This is a genomic window from Yersinia aldovae ATCC 35236, assembly GCF_000173735.1.
Taxonomy (GTDB): Bacteria; Pseudomonadota; Gammaproteobacteria; order Enterobacterales; family Enterobacteriaceae; genus Yersinia; species Yersinia aldovae.
Map to the genome: position 1 here is coordinate 20,792 of NZ_ACCB01000002.1, position 21,538 is coordinate 42,329.

Consider the following 21,538-nt stretch of genomic DNA (forward strand, 5'->3'; position numbering starts at 1 on the left):
CAACCGGGGCAGTAAGTGGACCACAAATTTCTCGACTACTATAATAAAGAACTGACGTTCATGCGCGAAATGGCGCAGGAGTTCGCAGATAAGCATCCTAAAATAGCGGGCCGCTTAGGTATGCATGGAATTGAAGTCGCCGATCCTTATGTCGAACGCCTGATTGAATCTTTCTGTTTTTTATCAGCCAGAACCCAAATTAAGCTGGATGCCGAATTCCCTAAATTTACGCAGCGCTTGCTGGATATTGTCTACCCTAATTATAACTCCCCTACCCCGTCAATGGGGGTAATTCAGCTTAAGCCGAACCTTAAAGAAGGTGATCTGACTCAGGGTTATAACGTCCCTCGCGGCAGCTCCTTCTTCACGCATATTGCGCCAGGTGAGACTACCCGTTGCGAATTTCGCAGTGGGCAAGATGTCGGATTATGGCCACTGGAGATAACAGAGGCACGCCTCAGCTCTGTCCCTCCTGATATGCCTAATCTTGAAAAACACCGGATTGCCTATCACCGGCTGAAGGGAGCCTTGCGCATTAAGTTAAAGCTGGTTGGCGACTTGCAATTTTCACAGCTTGAAGGGCTTGATCGGCTGCCTATTTATATCAATGGCGACGAGAGAATAGTCTCTCATATCTTCGAACTTCTACATGCCAGTCATGTTGCGACCATCATTCGGGCAGGCCACGGGGTGACAGCCGAAGATACCGTGATCAGCGATAATCCTCTCGCTTTTGAGGGGTTAAGCCCTGATCAAAGCCTGCTACCGTTGTCATGGAATATTTTCCACGGTCATAACCTGATGCAGGAGTACTTTACCTGCCGCCAGCGGTTCTATTTCTTTACCCTGACACAGTTGTCCAAAAGTCTGCGCAATAATCATACTAACGAAGCGGAGATTATTATCTTACTTGACCGACTGCCGCAGGAGTTGGTGAGCCATGTTGCCCCCGCGCGTTTTCTATTAAATTGCACTCCGGTGATCAATCTATTCCCAAAACGAATGGACAAAATTGAGATCAATCGAGCGTTGAACGATTTCCACGTTGTGCCAGACCGTAGCCGTCCACTCGACTACGAGGTCTTCTCGATCAATAAAGTCTTCGGCCAACAGGCCGAAACCAGCAAAGAGGTGGTATTTAACCCACTTTATCAAACCCGGCATTGTGACAATGGCAACTTTGGCCGCTATTTCTCCATCACTCGCAAGCCCAGAACGGGTCAGAATAACAAACGTAAATATGACACCCGGACACCTTATGCCAGTACTGAGGTTTTCGTTTCGCTGGTTGACCAACAAGAAGCGCCTTATGGCGATAGCTTGCGTTATCTGTCCATTGAGGCTCAGGTGACTAACCGCGACCTGCCACGTCTTATTACCAGTAATGGTAACTTTGAATTAACCATGTCGGATTCGGCACCGGTTCATGGTGCGCGCTTCGTATTTCAGCCCAGCGCCCCACGCGCGCCTTTTGCAATAGACGAATCTGCCTGGCGATTGATTCGCCAACTCAGTTTCAACTATTTGCCGCTATCCGACATGACCCACGCCAATGGCGGTGAGTCGCTGCGTAATATGCTACGCCTGTTTGTTAATGCGTCAGATCTCGAATCGAATACCCAAATCGATGCTTTGGTTGGCTGTAAAAGCGAACCGGTGATCCGCCGGCTACCCGGGAATGGCCTGCTGGTCTATGGTCGCGGCATCTGTTGTACCCTGACTGTTGACGAAGAAGGATTCTCCGGTATCAGCCCTTATCTATTTGGCTTGATTATGGAAAACTATTTGGCGCGTCATGCCGCGATCAACGTGTTTACCGAAACCGAATTGCATTCGATGCAACGGGGGCGCGTTGGACAGTGGAAGGCCCGTCCTGGCAGACGAGGTGTGCTGTAATGCAAACCGATAAGGATAATCCAGAGCATCAACTCAATCTGGATACCTGGTATCAGCAGGCAGAGCCTTGGAATGCAGGTTTTATCAGCATGATGCGCGCTAACGCAGCCCGCACACCTGACATGCCTGCGCCCGGAAAGGCCATGTTACCGGCGCAGGAAACGTTTCGTATTGGCCAAAGTGCCCATATGGCATTCTCCCCTCGCGAGATATCCCATGTAGAAATGAAAGATGGGAAGATGGACCTACAGCTTTTTGGGCTGGGGATCTGGGGGCCACACGGTGCGATGCCGTTACAAATGACCGAACTGGCCTATACCCGCGCTGAGCTGCATGACCACACGATGACCGATTTTGTCGATCTATTCCATCATCGGGCGATATCACAACTTTATCGTGCATGGTTTGTCTCTCAGGACACCGCCTCGCTGGATAGGCAACATGATGAGAGATTCTCTTTTTATATCGGCAGCTTAGCCGGGCTTGATCCTGCGGAACTGGCACACAGTGCGCTGCCGGTTCATGCCCATCTCGCCTCATCAGCACACCTCATTCGTGAAGCGCGTAACCCCGAAGGCTTAGTCGGTGCGCTGCAATACTACTTCGAAGTGCCGGTTAGCATGGTCGAGTACGCCCAGCAGTGGATCTTTCTGGATAAAAGTGACCAGACCCAACTGGGCGATGGCGCTTCAGCGATGATGCTGGGTGACGGTGCTATTTTGGGCGATACCGTTTTAGACCGGCAGCACAAGTTTGAACTGATTCTCGGCCCACTCAGCTTGCAACAATACTTACGCTTTAGCCCATCCGGACAGGACTTACCTGTCTTACGTGAATGGGTACGTAACTTTGTTGGGTTTGAATATGCCTGGGAAGTGCAATTGCTGTTAACCGCCAGTGAGGTTCCCACCGCGACGCTGGAGGGAGGAAGTCAGTTGGGATACACCAGTTGGTTAGCCCGCGACGATACATCTGCCGATGTGCGTGGAATGAGCTTTGAGCCAGAAATGCACCGTTATTAATTCATTAGCATCACGGCTATATGTCCGAGAGCAAAAAATTAGACCACAACGTCCACCCATGACGTTAAAAGGAAGAAACATGAGTGTACAGAGTATCGCTGAAAGTACAGGTTATTATCACAGCCTGATGCAGCCTATTCCGGGTGACCACCCTTGCGGCCTAAGTCTCGAATATGACTCAGCATTTCTTATGCTGCAAACAAAGCTCCAACCCAAGTTAACTGCCGAGTATGGCAACTTTGTTGAAGTCGCCGAACCCACTAACTGGACAGATACGGAGCGGAAATGTCTTGAGCTGCTGGGTAAAGCCAGGGATGTACGGCTGCTAATTATTCTGATGCGCTGTCGAATGCGTCAAATTGGTGTCAGCGCGTTGCAAGAAGGATTTGAGGCGTTATTGTGGTGCCTAAGTACCTGGCCTGATGAGTTGCACCCTCAATTACTTGATGAAGGGGAATTTGAACCCTTTATGCGGGCCAATGCGTTTGCAGAACTGGACGATATTGATGGGTTTATCGCTGATTTTCGCAACCAGCCGTTACCGAAAGCCGCAGGAATGCAAATTTCAGTTAAAGAGTTTGAAAAAGCACACTCGTTTCCCCGCGAGGAAGGCGCACTGGAAGAAGCCACACTGGACGCGATTCAGCATGAATGGCTGGCGCGTTCCGATAGCGCGATCCTCTCATTGCAGCAAGCCTATGCGTTATTGTTGGAGTTAACAGCACGGCTTAACGCCTCGCTCGGGGAGATAACACCGGACTTTGTCAGGTTAACCTCGCTGTTGCGCCATTTTGGTGGGGCCGATATAACCCCCGTCATCGCCTTTGAAACGCCTGAATACATCGTGGCTTCAGAGGTTACTGAGCCATACATGGCCGTACCGGAGACGCTGCCTGAAGAAAGCATCACCGCAGTCGCCACACCAGCAGATACGGTTGCCCCCATTTATCCACAACCGCCGCAGCCGCAAACACAATTACAATCGGCACCTGTTGCAGTAGCGGTACCCGCACCGCCAAAAGGGATTCAAAGCCGCGCGGATGCTTTGTCTCGACTGATTGAAGTACGCCAATGGTTTGCTACTACAGAACCCAGTAGCCCGGTTATTGCTTTATTGTCCTTTTCAGAAAAAACAATCGGCAAAAGCTTTGGTGAATTACTGCAACTCATACCGCAGGAACTGATTTCTAAACTTGATGCAGGACAGGAGTAGTTTGCCATGACAAGGAAGCTTTTTATATTGGCATTAGGCGTTGTTATCGCAGGGCAGGCAGAAGCCATCTGTACGATTGACACGGAAAGCGACAAAGGGGGATCTCTACCATCAACCATGACATTGCCCGCGTTAACCATCACGATTGATGCAGATGCCCCCGCCGATACCACAAAATTTATTGCCGAGGCAAATACATCGACGCAGGGTACCAGGGTAACTTATACCGATTGTGCGCTCGGTAACCCTTATGGCAAAAATGTCGCAGCCATGCTAGGCGCGGACTTAGGGAAAGGACTGTTTGCCACCAATATTGACGGTATTGCCATCAAACCTATGTGGAATAATGGCGGGGCCTTCGGCACGTTCAACACCAGCGCGGGAATGACATTTACCACTGACATTGGCCGTTGGACTTATCCGGCTAACTCCTATTTCAGGATTGAGTTATATAAAACCAAGGACACGCTATCGTTGACTAATACGGCCGGTCAGCAGGTTCTGCCCGGTGGTACCGCAGCCTATAACTGGGTCAATAGTAATAACATCATCAACTACGCACAGAAACTGGATATTGGGCAAATTACCATCATCAGCACCCCATCTTGTACTTTTGACGGCACAAAAATTGTTGATTTCGGCCTCGTGACCTCAGGCAAATTAAGCAGTGGGATCGAGCGTAGCCTGAATTTTGATATCACCTGTAAAACCGATTATGGGCAATATTCAGCCACTGCCGCCATTACTACGCAAACCCCGACAGCCGATGGAAATTACATCAAAGTCAAAGACAACGATGGCCACGATGATCGGATGCGCATAAAAATTAGCGACAGCACCGGGAAATTGCTAGCACTCAATGGCAGTGACCGCGAGCAAAAGGTCAATATTGCCAGTGCCACACCCGCAGAATTCAAGTGGAAGGCAACTCTTGAGTCTGCCTCAACCACAGCGAAACCCGCTAACGGTAACTTTACGGCGGCCGCAGAAATTATTTTGCAGGTTAATTAACCCATTACAGAAACACTGTTAATTTAGACGGATTATATATGCAGTCTTTATCTTCTATTTTTGTGAGCATCGCAAGCTATCGGGATCCAGAATTAATCCCGACGCTGCATGACATGATAAATACCGCTAAGAACCCTGAAAATCTCAATATTGCCGTTTTTTGGCAAGATGATAATGAAATTAATATTTTCACAAATCAGGGTATGCGGTTGATCGAAAGTAAAACCCATCTTGGCTATCCATTGCATCAGTTGGAATATAACCACGCGCGCATATGGATTTTAAGTGTGCATTATTATGAAAGCAAAGGCGCTTGCTGGGCCAGGCATATGGCTGAAGGGCTATTTCAAGACGAAACCTATTTCTTGCAAATAGACTCTCATTGCCGATTCATTCAGCACTGGGATCATGAAATGGTCACTATGTTAAACAGCCTGCGCGACAAAAGTCCTAAACCAATATTATCCAGTTATCCTCCGGGTTATGAACCCGGCGAGAACGAGGACAGAAAAGACTATGTCAGTCGCCTAATTTTTAGCGCTTTTACGCCGGAAGGTATGGTGCAAATGATGTCCATGCCTTTTACCGAAAGTGCGCCAGTGCGTTGCGGATATTTAGCCGCCGGCTTTGTATTTAGCGATGGCAGTTTTGTCCGTGAAGTACCAAACGATCCTGATATTTTCTTTATGGGTGAAGAAATCGCGATGGCTGCCCGTGCCTTTACGCATGGCTACGATACATATGCTCCACATAAAATTCTGCTCTGGCATTTCTATACCCGTAGCAAACACAGTAAGGTTTGGTCCGATCACAATAATGAGGCCAAGGAATCTGGTGCGGTGAAATTTGCCTGGTGGGAGCGGGATAAAATCGCTAAAAGCCGGGTTCGCGCTCTGCTGGGTACCGAACAAGGTGAAGTTGAACTTGGCAGTTATACGCTAGGTACACAACGCTCTTTACAAGAGTTTGAATACCGTCTTGGTATCAATTTTAAAAAACGCGCTGCACATCCAGATGTCGCTGGGGCAAGTAAAGTGAGCTATTTCACTGACCTCCCCACCGCTCATGAACAGTGGTTAGAGTCCCTGATTGTCGTGAATAAAAAAACGACTAAAAATAGAAAAGCACGAAGTGGATTTCACCCGTGAAGATGTGGAGTGGTGGCACATTGGCGTTTATAACGCACAAAATGCACAAGTAATGGCAGAACAAGTTGATATGAGCAATATGAAGAAAATTATTACCAAAATCGATGACTCAACCTTTGAGTTGAAACTGGCCTTTAATACCGAAACGGATTCAAACCCCCGCTCAGTCAGAATATGTCCTTATATTCGCCTACAGGGTTGGGGTGATGTTGTGGAGAAAACCTGGTGAAAAGCGAAGATATCTTTAAACAGATTTTAAGCGTCGATACCTTATTATCTTTCGATGGTATTATTCCGTCACTATCCGGCTTTCAATTAAAGTTGATCGCGCAGATTGAGGCGTTCGGCCTCGCGCTAAAATCAGAAAAACATCCACCAATCGAGGTCGACCGTTTATGTCATCAGCTTTGCCATTATCTGGATAAACGCACTGAAAATGCCATTAAAGATAAGGGATTGAGTTGGGATGGTTACTTATTATTAGATTATTTCTACGGTTACAGCGCCCCCTCATCCACTGATAGCGTGAGCCTGGAAGCGTTATTAAACAGCGACGACGAAACTGTCTGCCAATATGCACTCAAGATTCTTGTCCTGTCGCGCAATTTGCCAACCCGTGATGTGAAATCACAGCAATTACTCGCGCGTTATGGCCATAAGTTGTTACCGCCCAATATTATTTTAGTTGACGATGATATTGAGCCAGAGATCGAGGAAGCGGACAATAACGAGGAGCCGCCTAAAATTGACAAGATATTGGAACAACACCGAACCTGGCGCGCTTTAGCTTTGCCACTCTGCGCTATCGCATTAACACTCTCCGCACTCTGGTTCTGGTGCTCTCGCTATTTAGGTGATCTGTCTTAAATGTTTAAGGTTAAATTAAATAAGTCGCTATTACTTTTATGGCTGGCAGCCGGTGGCATATTAATAGCAAGTATTAATTTTCAGGGTGCTACGTTATGGAATAACGTTATTTTCATTACGTTCCTGCTGCTATTGGTGCTCACCGTAGGGTGGCATTACGCCCTTAAACCGGAACAACCCCAACCTGAACCACAACAACCCCTCAACCGGTAGTTGCACAGGTCGCGGATCAAGGTAATACCGTTATTTTAATCCTCGGTCCCTATGCTGCTAAGTGGTTTAGTAACCCTGGCGCTGCCGATAACACGCGTTTTTCCAGCCATGCTATCTGGATCTTAATTCCTGATCCGGAGACATTACAAAAACGGCTCAAGCATATTACGATGCATCATCCCTCCGCGCAGGTATTGGCTTTCTTCCCTTTCTTGCCGGATGTATATGAAAATACATCAATTATTATTTCACAGCTCACTAAATGGCAAAATAGTTTTTCTGCGCTATCACTGAAAACGCCACTCTCATGCGTATTTGCTATCTATATTCAATTGAGTGAGGAGCGTCTTAGCCATAACTCTGATAACGCATATTGGACTGGGAATATTAATCTCGCCAATAAAAAAGAGGTCGATATTACAGCAGCGTTTCAAACATTGATCCAAAAACTGGAGTTGCAGGATACCAACAGTACGGCGTTCTCTTCTCAACGCCATGCAATGGCGCACAATCTGTTTATCTGGTTAAACGAATCTGGCGTGACAAATGCCTTACAAAACCTCTTTTCTCACACGTCATTACAATTAACTGATGTGATTTTATCCGACAACGGCAAAGGGTTTATCAAGCATGGTGCCTGGTCGGTATGGCTGGAAAAAACATTGGGTATCTTACCCGGTCTAGCCTCAGCCTTATCACTCCCCCCCTTCCCGGAAGTGATTAATTGGCAAAAACCGCAGATAGCGCCAGCGGTGAAACCAGCGGTAATAGTACCGCCGCACAACCCAAAATGGTTATGGAGTCTGGGTTTTGCCACCATATTATTGGCCGTACACATGGTGCATTCATTCTCACATGAGAAAGTTCGCTATAAGCAATTTACCCAGCAGATCGCACCTTTCGATAATATAAATAATTTATCTATTCAAAACCTTGCTGATAACATTACAAAGTTAACCGCTAAGGGGGAAAGATTGTCAGCATGTGCTAATACATTTGATATCACGCACTGGGGGCTGTCTCAATGTGCAGCGTTATTGAGCCAAATAAACCATCGCGTTGAGGTTTATAAAAGTATTCCGGCGTTTAGTTCAGCTCAAATGGCTCCGCTATTTGACTCAAATAGCACAAAACTAAAACCGAATGCGCAAACTAACGAGATACTACATTCCCTGTTACAACTGCTAGAACATAATCAAGGCAGTAAAATTTTGATTGTCGGCCATTCGGACAATACCGGTAGTGATTCTTTCAATATGACTATTTCCGAACAGCGCGCATTAGTGGTTCGTGACTGGCTAATCAAAAATAGTTCGCTTTCAAGTGAAAATTTTATTATTCGGGGAATGGGTTCATTAGAGCCGGTCGCGTCTAATGATACAAAAATTGGGCAAGACCAAAACAGACGCGTTGAAGTGCTGTTGTTACCAAAACAAGACAAGACAAGAATGCTGGAGCTTAAAATCCTATGAATGCTATATCTACAACTTATTCGATTTATGAGGGCACCTTTCTGACAACTGCTCCAGTGCTGGATCAGTCAGTGAATATTTTAATGTTCAGAGATCCCAATAACCACGAATATAACATTATCATTAACCGCGCTTTATTGGATGAAGAGCAAACACCTGAAGCTTTCTGTGAAAAAGAGATGGAAGCATTACGCAATAAATTACCTGGTTTTCAAATTGAAGGGAAATTACTCAAACATGAGCTTGGCCCAGCGAAATTACCCGTAGTGCAAGTAGCAAATAATTTTTTGCAAGATGGCGAAAGAACCCGCCAGGTACAGTCCATTGTGTTATTACCACATCACGCGATATCAAATCCCGATAGCCGTGTAGTGCTAATTTTTACTTTGACTACCAGTGGCGGCGAGTTTACAGAACATCAGCGTAAACATTACGTGCAAATCATCAACAGTTTTAACCCAAAAGTAGTATCTGTTACTTAATATTATGAAAAGACCCTTCATGCTATATTATTCAATATAGCATGAAGTGAAATATCATCTGGAGTGAGGTGCTAGAATACGTTTTACCGAAGAGGTGTTATTAGATATACCTTGGTGGGAATATACCATTGATTAAATACAAATAAAAACAGCATCTTTATTGCTATAATTCTTCATATGTGAAGCATAGTTATAAAACTCCAACCTATTTAGTACACCCAGTTTCCTAATCGCATTGCGCCGATGCGTCAATACTGTCTTTTCAGAACGTTCAAGTATTTTTGAAATATCAGGGATACTATGTCCTTGTCCTGTCAACTCTACAACCCTACTTTCTGTATATGATAATTGAATGTAATTCTTCAGTCCTAGCCGCCTGAATACATCGCTGTTCATCATGCTGCCGTGATTTAGTCGCGCAATAGTCAAAATCTTCTTAATTTTAGATATAATGTCATAAATATCGAGTTGATTGCTGTTAAAGGGGATGTTAACAGTCATCATCGGTTTATTACTACTATTGATATTTTTCGCGATAAACTCACTATCTTGATATATGTTGATGATCACCATGAAATCTTTAAATATCACATTGGCTTTATGTGCAGCTTTCGATTCATAAGGGCGGATAAATAAGTAATCCTCATCACCCTCTTTATTGAAGACTTTTCTGAGTAGAGAGAGTAATCCTAACTCATAGAAAGCGTTCCGGGTTGTAATCGCTACACTTAACATATTATAACTTCCTTATTTTACTCACTATTTTCAGTCAGTATTGCCTGAGTGAATTTTTAATAGAAATGAGCATTACAATAGTAATCAGTAGGATTTTACCTTTGCGATTATCACTCGTTCACTGGAAAATTACTTCAGTAATGTGATAAGTAAAAAGCTAAAACCCGAGTGATAGAACTAATTCCAATCAAACTTCGATAGTTGAGGAAAAAACACATAGTTATAGAGAGCTATAAATTTAATAGCCACAATTTTATTAATAGTATAAACCGCCCATCTTCTAAAAATAAATCACCAAATATTGACCTCTGTCACTGAAAATTCCAGATCGAAATTAAACAACACTGAAGAGTAAAAGTATATGGGAATAGAACCATCAACCTTGTCGGAATTTTCTTACATATATATAAAAATAACTTAAGTCATCCCATGACTCACCACCACCTACACGAAGTAAAATAGTCTAATGCTCTCTAAAAAAAACAGTTTTATCCGTAAGATAGGTACTACTTACAAGAAACGCCAGACACCGAAATCGATACTACTGCCAGTATGACCGACGAAAGCATTAAGGTAGCATCATTATAATTACGTTTATGTCGCGTGTAAGGACAAGTATGGCCCTTCAATTAGCCTCAGCGATAAACAAAGACTTAAACAACCTATCCAATCATGAACAGTAGAAATAACATAAAATTATTGTGTTAATAATCCTCGGCTATTATATATCGCAATAAAGCCCAAAGATAATCGTTTTGACAGTTCAGAAATATCATATCGATCGGTGATACCAATCAAATCCCCCCATATAATCAAAATATTATCGATAAAATGGTAATTAAAGTGAATTGATATAACGTCTACGAAAGGTAGGTTTTAATGTGAAAGAGTTAAATCCTGAATAATGCAAAAAAAGCAGCCACAGCAGGGCCGATATGCCCCCCAGTCAGATTAAAGCCATGGAAATAAAAAATATCAACAAAGTCTGGCAACCTAAAAGTTATCAACATTATAATCAATGTGATAGCTGACGGTTTTCCAACTCAGTAGAATCATGTTTATATTGAAAAACAAACACGAAAATCATCAACAAAATAAGTGTGTAAGCAGAAAATGAGAGCCAAATACTATTCCAGTCTTTTACACTATACACAGTAAAATAGTCGACAATATGCCCACTGGCGATAGCACCAGCGTATACACCAACATCATTTACCATCGTCATGAACAGCCCTTGAACACTGCCCCTAATATTAGGGCTTACTTTTTTTTCGACATAAATCTCATCAGAAATATTAAAGAAATCAAAGGCACAGCCATAAACAACCATTGATAGCAGTAATAAAATAATACCGCTTGCAGATGAATCGCCATAGACGAATAGCGTAAAGTCCAGGCGATCATACTGATCATCATTACGCGCTTAAGGCCAAAACGAGACATGAAGAATGGAATAGTTAGAATGAAAAAGACTTCGGCAATTTGCGCCATCGATAATAGTATCGACGGATATTGAACCACCAGGCTATCTTGATAAAAGGGATTTTTTTACAAAATCATGCTGGAAGTGTGGCTGATTTGCAATGAAGCACCTAATTACATGGCAAACAAGAAAAGAATGCCATCTTCTTTTGCTTAAGCAATACAAATGCATCAAGGCCTAACAGATTAACCCACGAACGTTTTTTTTAACATTTGAAGTCGGGCAACTTGGCAGTGAACAGGCATATATAGCTAATAGCAACGCAGCACCTGATCCAATATAAAGCTGAACATCCGAATGATTTTCTGTTCAATCTCAGTAGATGTAGCTAACACCCTGCAATTTCAAGGCCGAAGATAAACACCCCAAAGTCATTGGAATTGCAGGTAGGCAGCAAGAGAATGAATCCCGATGAACTTACTCAAGTAAGTGATTCGGGTAAGTGAACGTCGCTAACACCCCCTGCAATTTTAAGGACGAAGGGGGGCTGGTAACTCAATATTGCTTTCGGCCAATGATCCCATATTGTTATACATCGCACAGGCCGCATCCACTAGGTGCATGGCTAACGCCGCACCACTGCCCTCGCCTAACCGCATGCCCATTTGCAAATAGGGTTCCAGCTGCAAATGGTTCAGTGCGATAACCGCGCCTTTTTCTGCTGATAGATGAGATGGAATCAGGTAATCACGCACCTTGGGTTCGATACGGCAAGCAGCCAACGCAGAAGCATAGGAGAGAAAACCATCCAGCACCACCGGTAAACCCGCAGCGGCAGCGCCTAACATCACTCCAGTCATACCCACCAGATCAAAACCACCGACTTTCGCCAACACATCAATGCCATCGCTGGCATCTGGCTGATTGATTTCAATTGCCCGCCGCACTACGGCCACTTTGTGATGTAATTGCTCGCTGGGGAAATTAGCTCCGATCCCAACAGCCAACTCAGGGTCGCTGTCGGTAAATACGCTGACCATCGCCGCTGCGGGAGTGGTATTCGCCATACCCAACTCACCGACGCCAAACACTTTCACGCCACCCGCCGCCTGTTGCAGTGTCAGTGTCGCACTGGCAACCAGTAAATTTTCGGCTTGTTGACGAGTCATAGCCGCACCGCGGGCTATATTGCCGCTACCACGCGCCACTTTCAGATCTACTACGCCGGGCAGCGTATCGCTATCGATACCCACATCCACTATCTTGACTTCTGCACCGGCGTTGGCCGCCAATACACACACACCGGTCACACCCCTGACCATATTCAGTGCCTGAACCATCGTCACAACACGAGGTGAGACAGCCACGCCTTCGTCGTAAACACCGTGGTCAGCCGCCATCACAATGATTTGTTTGCGATCAACCTGATGACCATATAAACCGCGCATTCCCGCTAATTGAACCGCCAATTGCTCCAAACGCCCCAAACTGCCCTGTGGTTTTAGCAAACCATCCAGCCGTGTTTTAGCTCGGGCCATCGCTTTGTTATCCAGCGGAGCAATGGTACGCAGAATTGATGAAAGTGTTCGCATCTATTTAACCTCGTGGTGCAGGCTGCCAGGCAGCCTGGCTGTTGAACGCATGCAACGTGACAAACCCATCATGGATCTCCAACACGCTGTATGCCCCCTGCTCAAAATGAAAATGCCACATGGCGGCGGCTGGCATCGCCAGTAAACGCGCCAGCATCAGGCTTAATACTCCCTGATGGGCAACCAGCAGTTGATTGTTATCGTAATTGTTTGTTTCATGGCGGTTTGTTTGCTGACTATTGATTGAAAGCAGTGACTGAACCACGCTTTCGACTCGGTCTGAAAACTGCATAAAAGACTCCCCACCAGTGGGGCTGGCCTGTTGCCAGTCTGCCACCCATGCTGCCCATGCATCAGGGTCTTCACGCTGTAAATCATGGTGATGGCGCATTTCCCACTCACCAAAATTCATTTCATTTAATTGGTCATTAATGCCCGCATTTAGGGGATGCCCCGCCAGCACGATATCGGCAGTATGCCGCGCACGTAGCAACTGGCTACTGACACCATCAGCAAACGCCACCTCCGCCAGCCAACCGGCAACATCACCGGCCTGTTCGACGCCGAGTGGCGTTAACGCCAAATCGGTCAAGCCGCAAAAAACACCGCGCAAATTGGCTTCAGTTTGCCCATGGCGCACCAGAAAAAGTCGCATAGAATGGCTCATCAAAAGTGTTCGAAAACAGGTCGTATTACAGCAACGCCAGTAGGAATATCAACTCACCCACTTCGGCCGCAGCCCCCAGCGTGTCACCGGTTTGCCCGCCCAGACGGCGGCGCAGGTAGGTTGCCAATAATGCCACCACCGCCATGCTAATCACCAACGCCAACAGTGCTGCGCTTTGACCCAGTAGCAGGGTTAATATCGCGCCACCGGCCAAGGTGACAAGCGTTTGTTTCCCCGTCACTTTACCGATGTAAATGTTGCCTAATCCATTACCTTCGCGCGCATAGCGTTGGCGATACATCAACAGCACAATTACCGTGCGCCCGGCTACTGAGGCGGCGGTGAGCATCAGTAGCATCGGTGCATCACGCAGCGCCAACTCACTGACCACCAGTACTTTTGCCACCACGATAAATATCAACGCCAAACCGCCGTTAGTACCGAGGCGGCTATCGCGCATGATTTCCAGCATTTGCTCGCGCTTGCGGGCAGAAAACACCCCATCACAGGTATCTGCCAGCCCGTCGAGATGAAAAGCACCGGTAACCAGTGCCAACGCCAGGACATATCCCAACGCCGCCAGTGGCACACCGCACCACGGAGCTAGCAGAGTGAAAACCACCCCACCGATCACCCCAACAATCAGGCCGATAAACGGAAAACCGATAATACCGCGCTCGTAGTTATCCAGCGCCAGCCCTTGCGTCCAGCGCTCTGGTACCGGAATGCGGGTCATAAACTGCAATGTTGCGAGAAATAGACGCAGGCTCATTTAATCTTAACCTCAATGCCTGAAACCACTAAAAACACCTCATCAGCCGCTGCTGCCAATCGCTGATTGACTCGTCCGGCAATATCACGAAAATGCCGCGCCAGGCGATTTTCCGGTACGATCCCCATGCCCAGCTCGTTGGTCACCAGATAAATAGGCGCACTACTGCGTGCACAAGCCGCCAACAATTCGGTAATTTGCTGCGAAATACCCTCTTCAAGCGCGGTAAAATCCATCTGTTCCGGTGGCGTATCCCCCGCCAGTTCAAACAGCAAATTGGTCATCAGAGTGGTAATGCATTCCAACATAACGGCTTCGCCGGGTTCGACGTGCTTTTCCAGCACCACTCCGAGATCACGATAGCCTTCCCAGGTACGCCAATGCGCCGGGCGGCTGGCACGGTGTAATGCCACCCGCTCTGCCATTTCCGCATCTGTTACCACTGAGGTCGCAATGTAAAATACCCGTTCGGCCGCTTGTGCCGCCAAACGTTCGGCCAATGAACTCTTGCCACTGCGCGCCCCTCCGGTAATCAAAATCACTGTGCGCGCTCCTGTTGATGCTGTTTCATTAGTTTGAAAATCCTATCAATATCAATATGCTCGCGCATCTGTGATGCCAGAATATCGAACTGTTGCTGCTTATGTTCAGCATAATTCACTGTCACGCCATCAAAAGCAGACAGCCCTTTGCGTTGACGCAGGCTATCTAATAGCGCGCGGGTAAAGTGGTGGCTGTCAAATAGCCCGTGGATATAGCTGCCCAATACGCTACCATCGCCATTCACCGCGCCATCCACCCACTGCTCGGCTTGTCCGTTACGTAAAGTTAGCTGTGCAAAAGGTATGGCAGCACTGCCCAGATGGGAGACACCCATATGGATTTCATAACCTTCAAGCGGGTGATCACCACAGTTTTTCAATATGCCTGGCAGGCCAATCTGACAATAACCGCTAACGCGCGTGGTGACTTTATCTGGCGCGAACTCGGTTTCCACATCCAGCAACCCCAAGCCATCCATCTGTTCAAGGCCCGACTCCACGCCATCAATAATGCGTTTTCCCAGCATTTGATAACCACCGCAAATGCCTATCACCGGTACATTACGTTGATGTAGCTTCAGTAACGCTGCCGCCAGCCCGCAGTGGTGCAGCCATTGCAAATCACCCAGCGTATTCTTGCTGCCCGGCAAAATAATCAAATCCGGCTGGCCCAACGCCGACAACTGCGATACATAGCGCAGGCGCACATCCGGTTGCGCGGCCAGCGCATTAAAATCAGTAAAGTTAGCGATATGAGGTAAGCGGATCACCGCAATATCCAGTGCCTTTTCTGCCGTATCCTGATATTTGCCATTTTGCAGAGCGACACCATCTTCATCTTCTAAATCTATATCCAGCCACGGCATCACCCCCAGTACCGGGACATGGGTCAGGGCTTCAATCTGTTCCAGGCCTGGGGTCAACAGTGCGATATCGCCACGAAATTTATTGATTATCACCCCTTTGACGCGGGCTTTTTCATGGGGATGTAGCAGCGCCAGAGTGCCATAGATAGAGGCAAACACGCCGCCTCTGTCAATGTCCGCCACCAGCAATACCGGCGCGTCTGCCATTTCAGCCATACCCATATTGACGATATCGCGGTCACGCAGATTAATTTCCGCCGGGCTGCCCGCACCTTCCAGCACCATGACGTCATATTGGCGTGCCAAACTGTGGTAAACCTCGCTGATTTGCTGCTGCAATTGCGGTTTGTACTGATGGTATTCCACCGCATCCATATTGCAGGCAACTTTGCCCATTAAGACCACTTGCGCCTTACGGTCGCTGGTGGGTTTGAGCAGTACGGGATTCATGCGAACATCTGGGGCAATGCCGGCCGCTTCGGCCTGAAAAATCTGCGCCCGCCCCATCTCTTCCCCCTGCGGGGTAATGCCCGAATTGAGTGCCATATTCTGCGATTTAAACGGCGCACAGCGATAGCCATCTTGCATAAAGATGCGGCACAGCCCGGCCACTAACACACTTTTACCCACGTCAGATGCCGTGCCCTGCACCATTATCGATAAATTCATCACTGGCCGACTCATCGCGCCTCCTCCGTTTCGCGTTGACGCATCAGCGCGAAGAGTTGTTCTTCCGTTTTGCACAGCGGCAAACCCAGCTCACTGTGCATTTTGACCAACCACGGCTGAACCAGCCCGGCGGCTTGCAATTTTTCCTGTTGTAGGAATACTTCGGTTGTTTCACCGGCAATCATCAGGTGGCCGTGCGATAAGACATAAAGGTAATCACAGACCTTATAAATCAAATCAATATCATGGCTGGAGAGAATAACGCGTTTTCCCTCTGCGACAATACGTTCAATGATAGTAATCATGTGCTGCCGACCGGCCGGGTCCAATCCGGCTGTGGGTTCATCCAGTAGCAGATACTCTGCCTCCATCACCAGCGCACCGGCAATGGCCACCCGTTTTTTCTGCCCATGACTCAAGTGCTGGATAGATTTATGGCGAAATCCTTGCGCATCTACCAAAGTCAACGCCCGGTCAACCCGCTGCGCAATAATCTCTTCGGGCATCCCCAAATTGCGCAGGCTGAAGGCGATATCACTATCAATATCGGTATAAAAAATCTGCTGTTCCGGATCTTGAAATACCGTGGTGACACGCTGACGCAATTCACGTAAGTTGGCTTTCTTATAACTGAGCGGCTCTCCTTGCCACAACACCGCGCCCTGCTGCGGTTGCAAAATGCCGGTCAAGTTCATAAATAAGGTGGATTTGCCACAACCATTAGCCCCCAAGACACCGGTGACCGCATGCTGACTGAAATCCAGTGTCAAGTCGTGCAATACCTGCTCTTCCTGATAGCTGAAACCTAACTGCCTGGTGGCTAACATGACATCCTGCCTTACAGGTGGAAATCGCCCTGATAGAGTTTCATATCCAGCGAGATGACCATTTGCTGATAGCGAATCATCACGCGGGTAAATAGCATACCGACCAACATTGCCAGCGAATGGTAGCCGGTACGCAAAGAGATATAACCAAATCGCAGAGACTGCGCCTGATGGATCGCGGCGGCCTCCTCAATCAAAATAAAAATAAAACGCCAGGTCAGCAAGATTTGCTCTGTCAGCAATCGGGGGGCATGGCAGCGCTTCAATATTTGGATAAGCTGCGGGAATGGCGTATTCAGCACAAACCAAAAAGTGGCCGCCAATGCCGCCAAACTGCGCCATAGCGTTTGATTGGCGGTGGTTAATCCGACTTTATCAAGCCCCAGCCACCAATGCCCTATCTGCATCCCCCACCACAGGCTCTCCGGTTGGCGCGAGAGTGATATCACAATCGTGACCAACCCCACCAATAGGAAAGAGAGCGGTATTGCCAGCCAGCGTAAGTAACGGCGTGGCCCCACCCGCAACAGGTAACATGTCAGGGCGGCGATAAACACCAAGAGCAGCGCCTGATACATCGGCGGGCTAAGCATGGCGGCCAACAGGAAAACGGCATATAGCACCAATTTTCCCATTGGATCGGCCTGTCGCCAGCGGCTTTGATAACTTAGCTTATCAATCCCCAGCATGCTCACCGCGTTTCCCCCGGTAATAGCCCAAGATATAGAAAATCACCGCAGCCCCAATGGAACCTTGCAGGGTAAACAGCAGGCTTTCAATTTCACCACTGGCGGGTTCATATAACGGCGTGAACCACGGCTGATAGTGAGGTGCGGTAGTCTGAATCAGAGTTTCGGCTTCACCATCTGAGCCACCATATTCACCACCGTGATTAATAAAGAACGGCATTATGACCAGAGCGATCACCATCGCCAGCAAAATAAGCGTCTTTTTCATGTTAGTGAGTCCCTGCGTGGATTAACTGACGTTTGGTTAATTGGTCGTAAATCATCACTGTCAGCAAGCCTTCAGCAATGGCTATCGGGATCTGGGTAATGCAGAACACCCCCATAAACTTGATAATCGAACCACTGACACCAAATTGCGGGTCAGGGAAAGCCAGACCGAGCTGTACCGAGGTGACAAAGTAAGTGGTTAAATCTGCGAGCATGGCGCAAAGAAATACCCCGACGTCGCGGCGCAATCCCGCTTTACAGGCCAACTTCCACACCAGATAGCCCACTACTGGCCCAATCACCGCCATTGACATGCCGTTAGCACCCAAGGTTGTCAGGCCGCCATGCGCCAGTAATAACGCCTGGAACAGCAGCACAATGGCCCCCAATACCGCCACCACTACCGGCCCAAACAGAATAACCGCCAGCCCGACGCCGGTCGGATGCGAACAACTGCCGGTCACCGATGGGATTTTCAGTGCCGATAACACGAAAATAAAGGCACCACACAGCGCTAACAGGACTTTTTGATTGCTGTCTTCAGCAACAATCTGTTTCAAACGAACCAGCCCCATAAACAAACACGGCAGGAACAGTATCCACCAGGCCAGCGCCCACATCGGCGGCAAAAAACCTTCCATAATGTGCATGGCAAAAACATCATTCGGTGCCAGCGTGAGCAAGATTGCCATTGCCACTCCGCTATAAGACAGTTTCTTTAACTCTTTTTCCATTTCCATTAGTTGCTCCAATCACTTTGGGGAGTAATTTAAAATTAATTAACCCTCTATTTAACTAACCTGTTATCCATTAACTCGTTGCTGTTTATTGACTAAAATGGTCGAGAAATAGGGCAATGGCTGGTCAGCGGCAAGGGTATCCAACTGACGCCAGCACACCTCGCCGGGTAATGAAGCTTCAGACATCAACAGCGCATGCGGGAACAGATTTAACCGGCCCAATAGCGCCTGAATTTGTGCAAAGCGGCCATAGACTTTCATCAGCACTACGCAGTCGTGATCGCACAAAGCGCGTTCCAGCTCGGCTTCTGGGGCAGTGCAAGACATAACCGCCAGCGATTGTTGCTCCATCGCCAAGGGCAATGCGGCGCGTGAGGCAATAGCGGCAAATGAGGTTACGCCCGGTACGATTTCCAACCAATCTGGCCGACCAATACGTTCTAGCAAAAATACCCATGTGCTAAATAACATAGCGTCGCCGAGGGTGATAAAACCCACCTGACGGCCCTGCGCAACTTCCGCTTGTAGCTGTTGTGCCACCTCATCCCACACCGCCTGCTTTTCGCTGTCATCGGCGCTCATCGGGAAATGACAGGTGCGGATTTCGGTATGTGGTGAAAGGTATTCGCGCACGATAGAGAGCGCCAGACTGTCACCGCCTTTACGCCCTGCCGGGGCATACAGCACATCCAGTCTGGCTATCAGCCGTGCCGCCCGTACGGTGATTAAATCGCTGGCTCCGGGGCCAACACCCAATGCATAAAGTCTGCCGCTCATTACGCTGCCTCCTGCTGTTTTTGCTGCAAAGCACTCGCCAGATGCTGAACAAACATTTGGCGAATCAGTGGGTTCTCTCCCAATCCTTGCAGCCATGATTGCGCACTGATACCCGCAGCTTCCAGTTGCGAGCGCCATGAATCCGGCTCTTCAGAAGCCATGTCATTGATGGCGTGATCACCGGCCACCAGCATCAATGGCATCAGATGTACTTTGCGCACCCCCTGCTGCTGTAAGCGGCTAATGATGTGGCCGATTTCCGGATAACTTTCCACCGCACCCACCAAAGCAGGGAAGTTGAGAGAAGTCATTAAATGGTCAAGGCAGGCATAAGCAGAAAAGGCGAAGTGACTGGCCCCGTGGCCCATAAATACCACCCGCTCATCCGCCGCCAACGGAGGCATTTGTGCTTGTAGTGCCACTAACAATTGCTGGTAATCGGCAAAGCTGCTTAACAGTGGTGTGCCCAATACCAGATGATGAAAACAGTCGCTAAAACCGCGCACTTCAGTAGCGATTTTTTCGTATTCATCGCCATTAATGACATGCAGTGATTGGATAGCGATATCTTGATACCCCTGTTCAGCCAGGTGTTTCAGCGCTTCTCGCGGGTTATTGATCAACAAACCATCGCGTTTACGTAGCTTGCGAATGATCATTTCTGAGGTAAAGGCGCGGAACACATCGCGATCGCTATAAGCCGCCGATAGCTGTTGCTCACAAGTTTCAATATTCTTTTGGCGGGTGTGTTCATAACTGGTGCCGAAACTGATCACCAACAATGCTTTTTTCATTTTATTGTCCTCGTTGTTCTTGCCAGTGGGCCAGATTGCTGCCAGTGCATCAGATGTCGGGTAAATTCATCCAATGAAGTCACTTGTTGCCCAAGACTGCCCAACACCACGGCGGCCGGACGGCGCACCACAATGCAGGGAATATTCAGTGCCAGACAGGGAGCCACTTTTTCCTGGTAGCCACCTTGTGCGCCAGACTCCTTGGTGATAACCACATCTGGCTGGCAAAACGCATACAGCGCATGATTGAATTGCGCGCTGAATGGCCCACGCAGCGCGATAATATTGTCTACCCCCAACCCCAGAGCCTCACATTGGCTCAGCACCTCAGCCGTTGGCAGCACGCGCGCTAACAAGGTTTTACCGGTCAGGCGCTGTTGATACTCCGCCAACTGCTTGCTGCCGGTGGTCAACAGCACTCGCTGCCCCAAGCCTTGCGCCACGGCGCACGCTGCCGCTGCACTGTCTACTTTGTAGAGCTGTGGATGATGAATAGCGTCAATCTCACTCGGGCGCTGATAACACGTCAGTGCCACATTTGATTGCCCGCAAGCGGTGGCCACATTGTCACTGAGCAGGTCGGCGTAGGGGTGTGAAGCATCAACCACCCACTGCACCTGTCTGGTGATAAGAAAATCGGCCATTTGCGCTGCATCCATCCGCCCGACCAATACCTCGCCGCCAATATCGCCCGCCAGTTGTTTGCCCGCATCGGTCGCGACCGACAGGCTGTAGCGCTCGCCAAATTCGTCCAGCAGTTGACAAATCAGCCGGGCATCACTGGTGCCGCCAAAAATATGAATCGGCGGATGGTCATGGGTCATAATGAATCGCCCGTCATAATGAATGCCCCT

The 21,538-nt window shown here is 48.0% G+C and carries 19 protein-coding genes and 3 pseudogenes; 8 read left to right on the forward strand and 14 right to left on the reverse strand.

Features of this window, described 5'->3' with window-relative positions; genetic code table 11:
• Nucleotides 1–15: 15 nt before the first annotated feature.
• The 8 genes and pseudogenes from tssF to YALDO0001_RS01320 all read left to right on the forward strand — a co-directional run bounded on the left by tssF (nucleotide 16) and on the right by YALDO0001_RS01320 (nucleotide 9,324).
• Nucleotides 16–1,896 (forward strand): type VI secretion system baseplate subunit TssF, encoded by a 1,881-nt coding sequence (gene tssF / locus YALDO0001_RS01285; protein ID WP_042548413.1) that lies wholly within the window; start codon nucleotides 16–18, stop codon nucleotides 1,894–1,896.
• Entirely contained in the window at nucleotides 1,896–2,918 is a 1,023-nt protein-coding gene (tssG, locus tag YALDO0001_RS01290) for a type VI secretion system baseplate subunit TssG (RefSeq protein ID WP_042548412.1), read from the forward strand. Before tssF ends, tssG begins: the two co-directional genes overlap by 1 nt.
• A 79-nt stretch (nucleotides 2,919–2,997) precedes the next feature.
• Nucleotides 2,998–4,131 (forward strand): type VI secretion system protein TssA, encoded by a 1,134-nt coding sequence (locus YALDO0001_RS01295; protein ID WP_004699312.1) that lies wholly within the window; start codon nucleotides 2,998–3,000, stop codon nucleotides 4,129–4,131.
• A gap of 6 nt (nucleotides 4,132–4,137) precedes the next feature.
• Nucleotides 4,138–5,142, forward strand: coding sequence for a fimbrial protein (locus YALDO0001_RS01300; protein ID WP_042839228.1), 1,005 nt, complete (start codon nucleotides 4,138–4,140; stop codon nucleotides 5,140–5,142).
• 38 nt (nucleotides 5,143–5,180) lie between these two features.
• Nucleotides 5,181–6,519, forward strand: a pseudogene (locus YALDO0001_RS01305) (GlcNAc-transferase family protein).
• Nucleotides 6,516–7,157 (forward strand): hypothetical protein, encoded by a 642-nt coding sequence (locus YALDO0001_RS01310; protein WP_042839229.1) that lies wholly within the window; start codon nucleotides 6,516–6,518, stop codon nucleotides 7,155–7,157. The pseudogene YALDO0001_RS01305 and the gene YALDO0001_RS01310 overlap by 4 nt, the downstream one beginning before the upstream one ends.
• Nucleotides 7,158–8,842 (forward strand): annotated as a pseudogene (locus YALDO0001_RS01315) (OmpA family protein).
• Nucleotides 8,839–9,324 (forward strand): DcrB-related protein, encoded by a 486-nt coding sequence (locus YALDO0001_RS01320; protein ID WP_042548406.1) that lies wholly within the window; start codon nucleotides 8,839–8,841, stop codon nucleotides 9,322–9,324. Before YALDO0001_RS01315 ends, YALDO0001_RS01320 begins: the two are co-directional and overlap by 4 nt.
• 132 nt (nucleotides 9,325–9,456) lie before the next feature.
• On the opposite strand, the gene YALDO0001_RS01325 is transcribed toward YALDO0001_RS01320, so the two are convergent.
• The 14 genes and pseudogenes from YALDO0001_RS01325 to YALDO0001_RS01390 form a co-directional block, all read right to left on the reverse strand.
• Nucleotides 9,457–10,059, reverse strand: a complete 603-nt coding sequence (locus YALDO0001_RS01325) for a helix-turn-helix transcriptional regulator (RefSeq protein ID WP_004699325.1) — start codon at nucleotides 10,057–10,059, stop codon at nucleotides 9,457–9,459.
• A 1,015-nt stretch (nucleotides 10,060–11,074) separates the two neighbouring features.
• Nucleotides 11,075–11,550, reverse strand: a pseudogene (locus tag YALDO0001_RS21680) (MFS transporter).
• Nucleotides 11,551–12,012: 462 nt separating this feature from the next.
• Nucleotides 12,013–13,074, reverse strand: coding sequence for a nicotinate-nucleotide--dimethylbenzimidazole phosphoribosyltransferase (gene cobT, locus YALDO0001_RS01335; protein ID WP_004699329.1), 1,062 nt, complete (start codon nucleotides 13,072–13,074; stop codon nucleotides 12,013–12,015).
• 4 nt (nucleotides 13,075–13,078) lie between these two features.
• Nucleotides 13,079–13,729: an adenosylcobalamin/alpha-ribazole phosphatase gene (locus YALDO0001_RS01340; protein ID WP_004699332.1), complete on the reverse strand. Its 651-nt coding sequence runs from the start codon at nucleotides 13,727–13,729 to the stop codon at nucleotides 13,079–13,081.
• 37 nt (nucleotides 13,730–13,766) lie between these two features.
• Nucleotides 13,767–14,513 carry an adenosylcobinamide-GDP ribazoletransferase gene (gene cobS, locus YALDO0001_RS01345; protein ID WP_042839230.1) on the reverse strand — a complete coding sequence of 249 codons (747 nt, stop codon included), beginning with the start codon at nucleotides 14,511–14,513 and terminating at the stop codon, nucleotides 13,767–13,769.
• The gene (cobU, locus tag YALDO0001_RS01350) at nucleotides 14,510–15,055 is read right to left on the reverse strand and encodes a bifunctional adenosylcobinamide kinase/adenosylcobinamide-phosphate guanylyltransferase (RefSeq protein ID WP_042839231.1); all 546 of its coding nucleotides are present in this window, start codon (nucleotides 15,053–15,055) and stop codon (nucleotides 14,510–14,512) included. Before cobU ends, cobS begins: the two co-directional genes overlap by 4 nt.
• On the reverse strand, nucleotides 15,052–16,590 hold the full coding sequence (locus YALDO0001_RS01355; RefSeq protein WP_004699337.1) for a cobyric acid synthase: 1,539 nt from the start codon (nucleotides 16,588–16,590) through the stop codon (nucleotides 15,052–15,054). Before YALDO0001_RS01355 ends, cobU begins: the two co-directional genes overlap by 4 nt.
• Nucleotides 16,591–16,601: 11 nt before the next feature.
• Nucleotides 16,602–17,417 (reverse strand): ATP-binding cassette domain-containing protein, encoded by an 816-nt coding sequence (locus tag YALDO0001_RS01360; protein WP_004699338.1) that lies wholly within the window; start codon nucleotides 17,415–17,417, stop codon nucleotides 16,602–16,604.
• Nucleotides 17,418–17,428: 11 nt separating this feature from the next.
• Nucleotides 17,429–18,106 (reverse strand): energy-coupling factor ABC transporter transmembrane protein, encoded by a 678-nt coding sequence (locus YALDO0001_RS01365; protein ID WP_042548400.1) that lies wholly within the window; start codon nucleotides 18,104–18,106, stop codon nucleotides 17,429–17,431.
• Nucleotides 18,093–18,374: an energy-coupling factor ABC transporter substrate-binding protein gene (locus YALDO0001_RS01370; protein ID WP_004699340.1), complete on the reverse strand. Its 282-nt coding sequence runs from the start codon at nucleotides 18,372–18,374 to the stop codon at nucleotides 18,093–18,095. The genes YALDO0001_RS01365 and YALDO0001_RS01370 overlap by 14 nt, the downstream gene beginning before the upstream one ends.
• A gap of 1 nt (nucleotide 18,375) precedes the next feature.
• Nucleotides 18,376–19,113 (reverse strand): cobalt ECF transporter S component CbiM, encoded by a 738-nt coding sequence (gene cbiM, locus YALDO0001_RS01375; protein ID WP_004699341.1) that lies wholly within the window; start codon nucleotides 19,111–19,113, stop codon nucleotides 18,376–18,378.
• Between the two features lie 63 nt (nucleotides 19,114–19,176).
• Nucleotides 19,177–19,890: a cobalt-factor II C(20)-methyltransferase gene (locus YALDO0001_RS01380; RefSeq protein ID WP_042839232.1), complete on the reverse strand. Its 714-nt coding sequence runs from the start codon at nucleotides 19,888–19,890 to the stop codon at nucleotides 19,177–19,179.
• Nucleotides 19,890–20,684, reverse strand: coding sequence for a sirohydrochlorin cobaltochelatase (gene cbiK / locus YALDO0001_RS01385; RefSeq protein WP_042839233.1), 795 nt, complete (start codon nucleotides 20,682–20,684; stop codon nucleotides 19,890–19,892). Before cbiK ends, YALDO0001_RS01380 begins: the two co-directional genes overlap by 1 nt.
• The gene (locus YALDO0001_RS01390) at nucleotides 20,681–21,508 is read right to left on the reverse strand and encodes a cobalt-precorrin-6A reductase (RefSeq protein ID WP_004699343.1); all 828 of its coding nucleotides are present in this window, start codon (nucleotides 21,506–21,508) and stop codon (nucleotides 20,681–20,683) included. The genes cbiK and YALDO0001_RS01390 overlap by 4 nt, the downstream gene beginning before the upstream one ends.
• Nucleotides 21,509–21,538 lie beyond the last annotated feature (30 nt).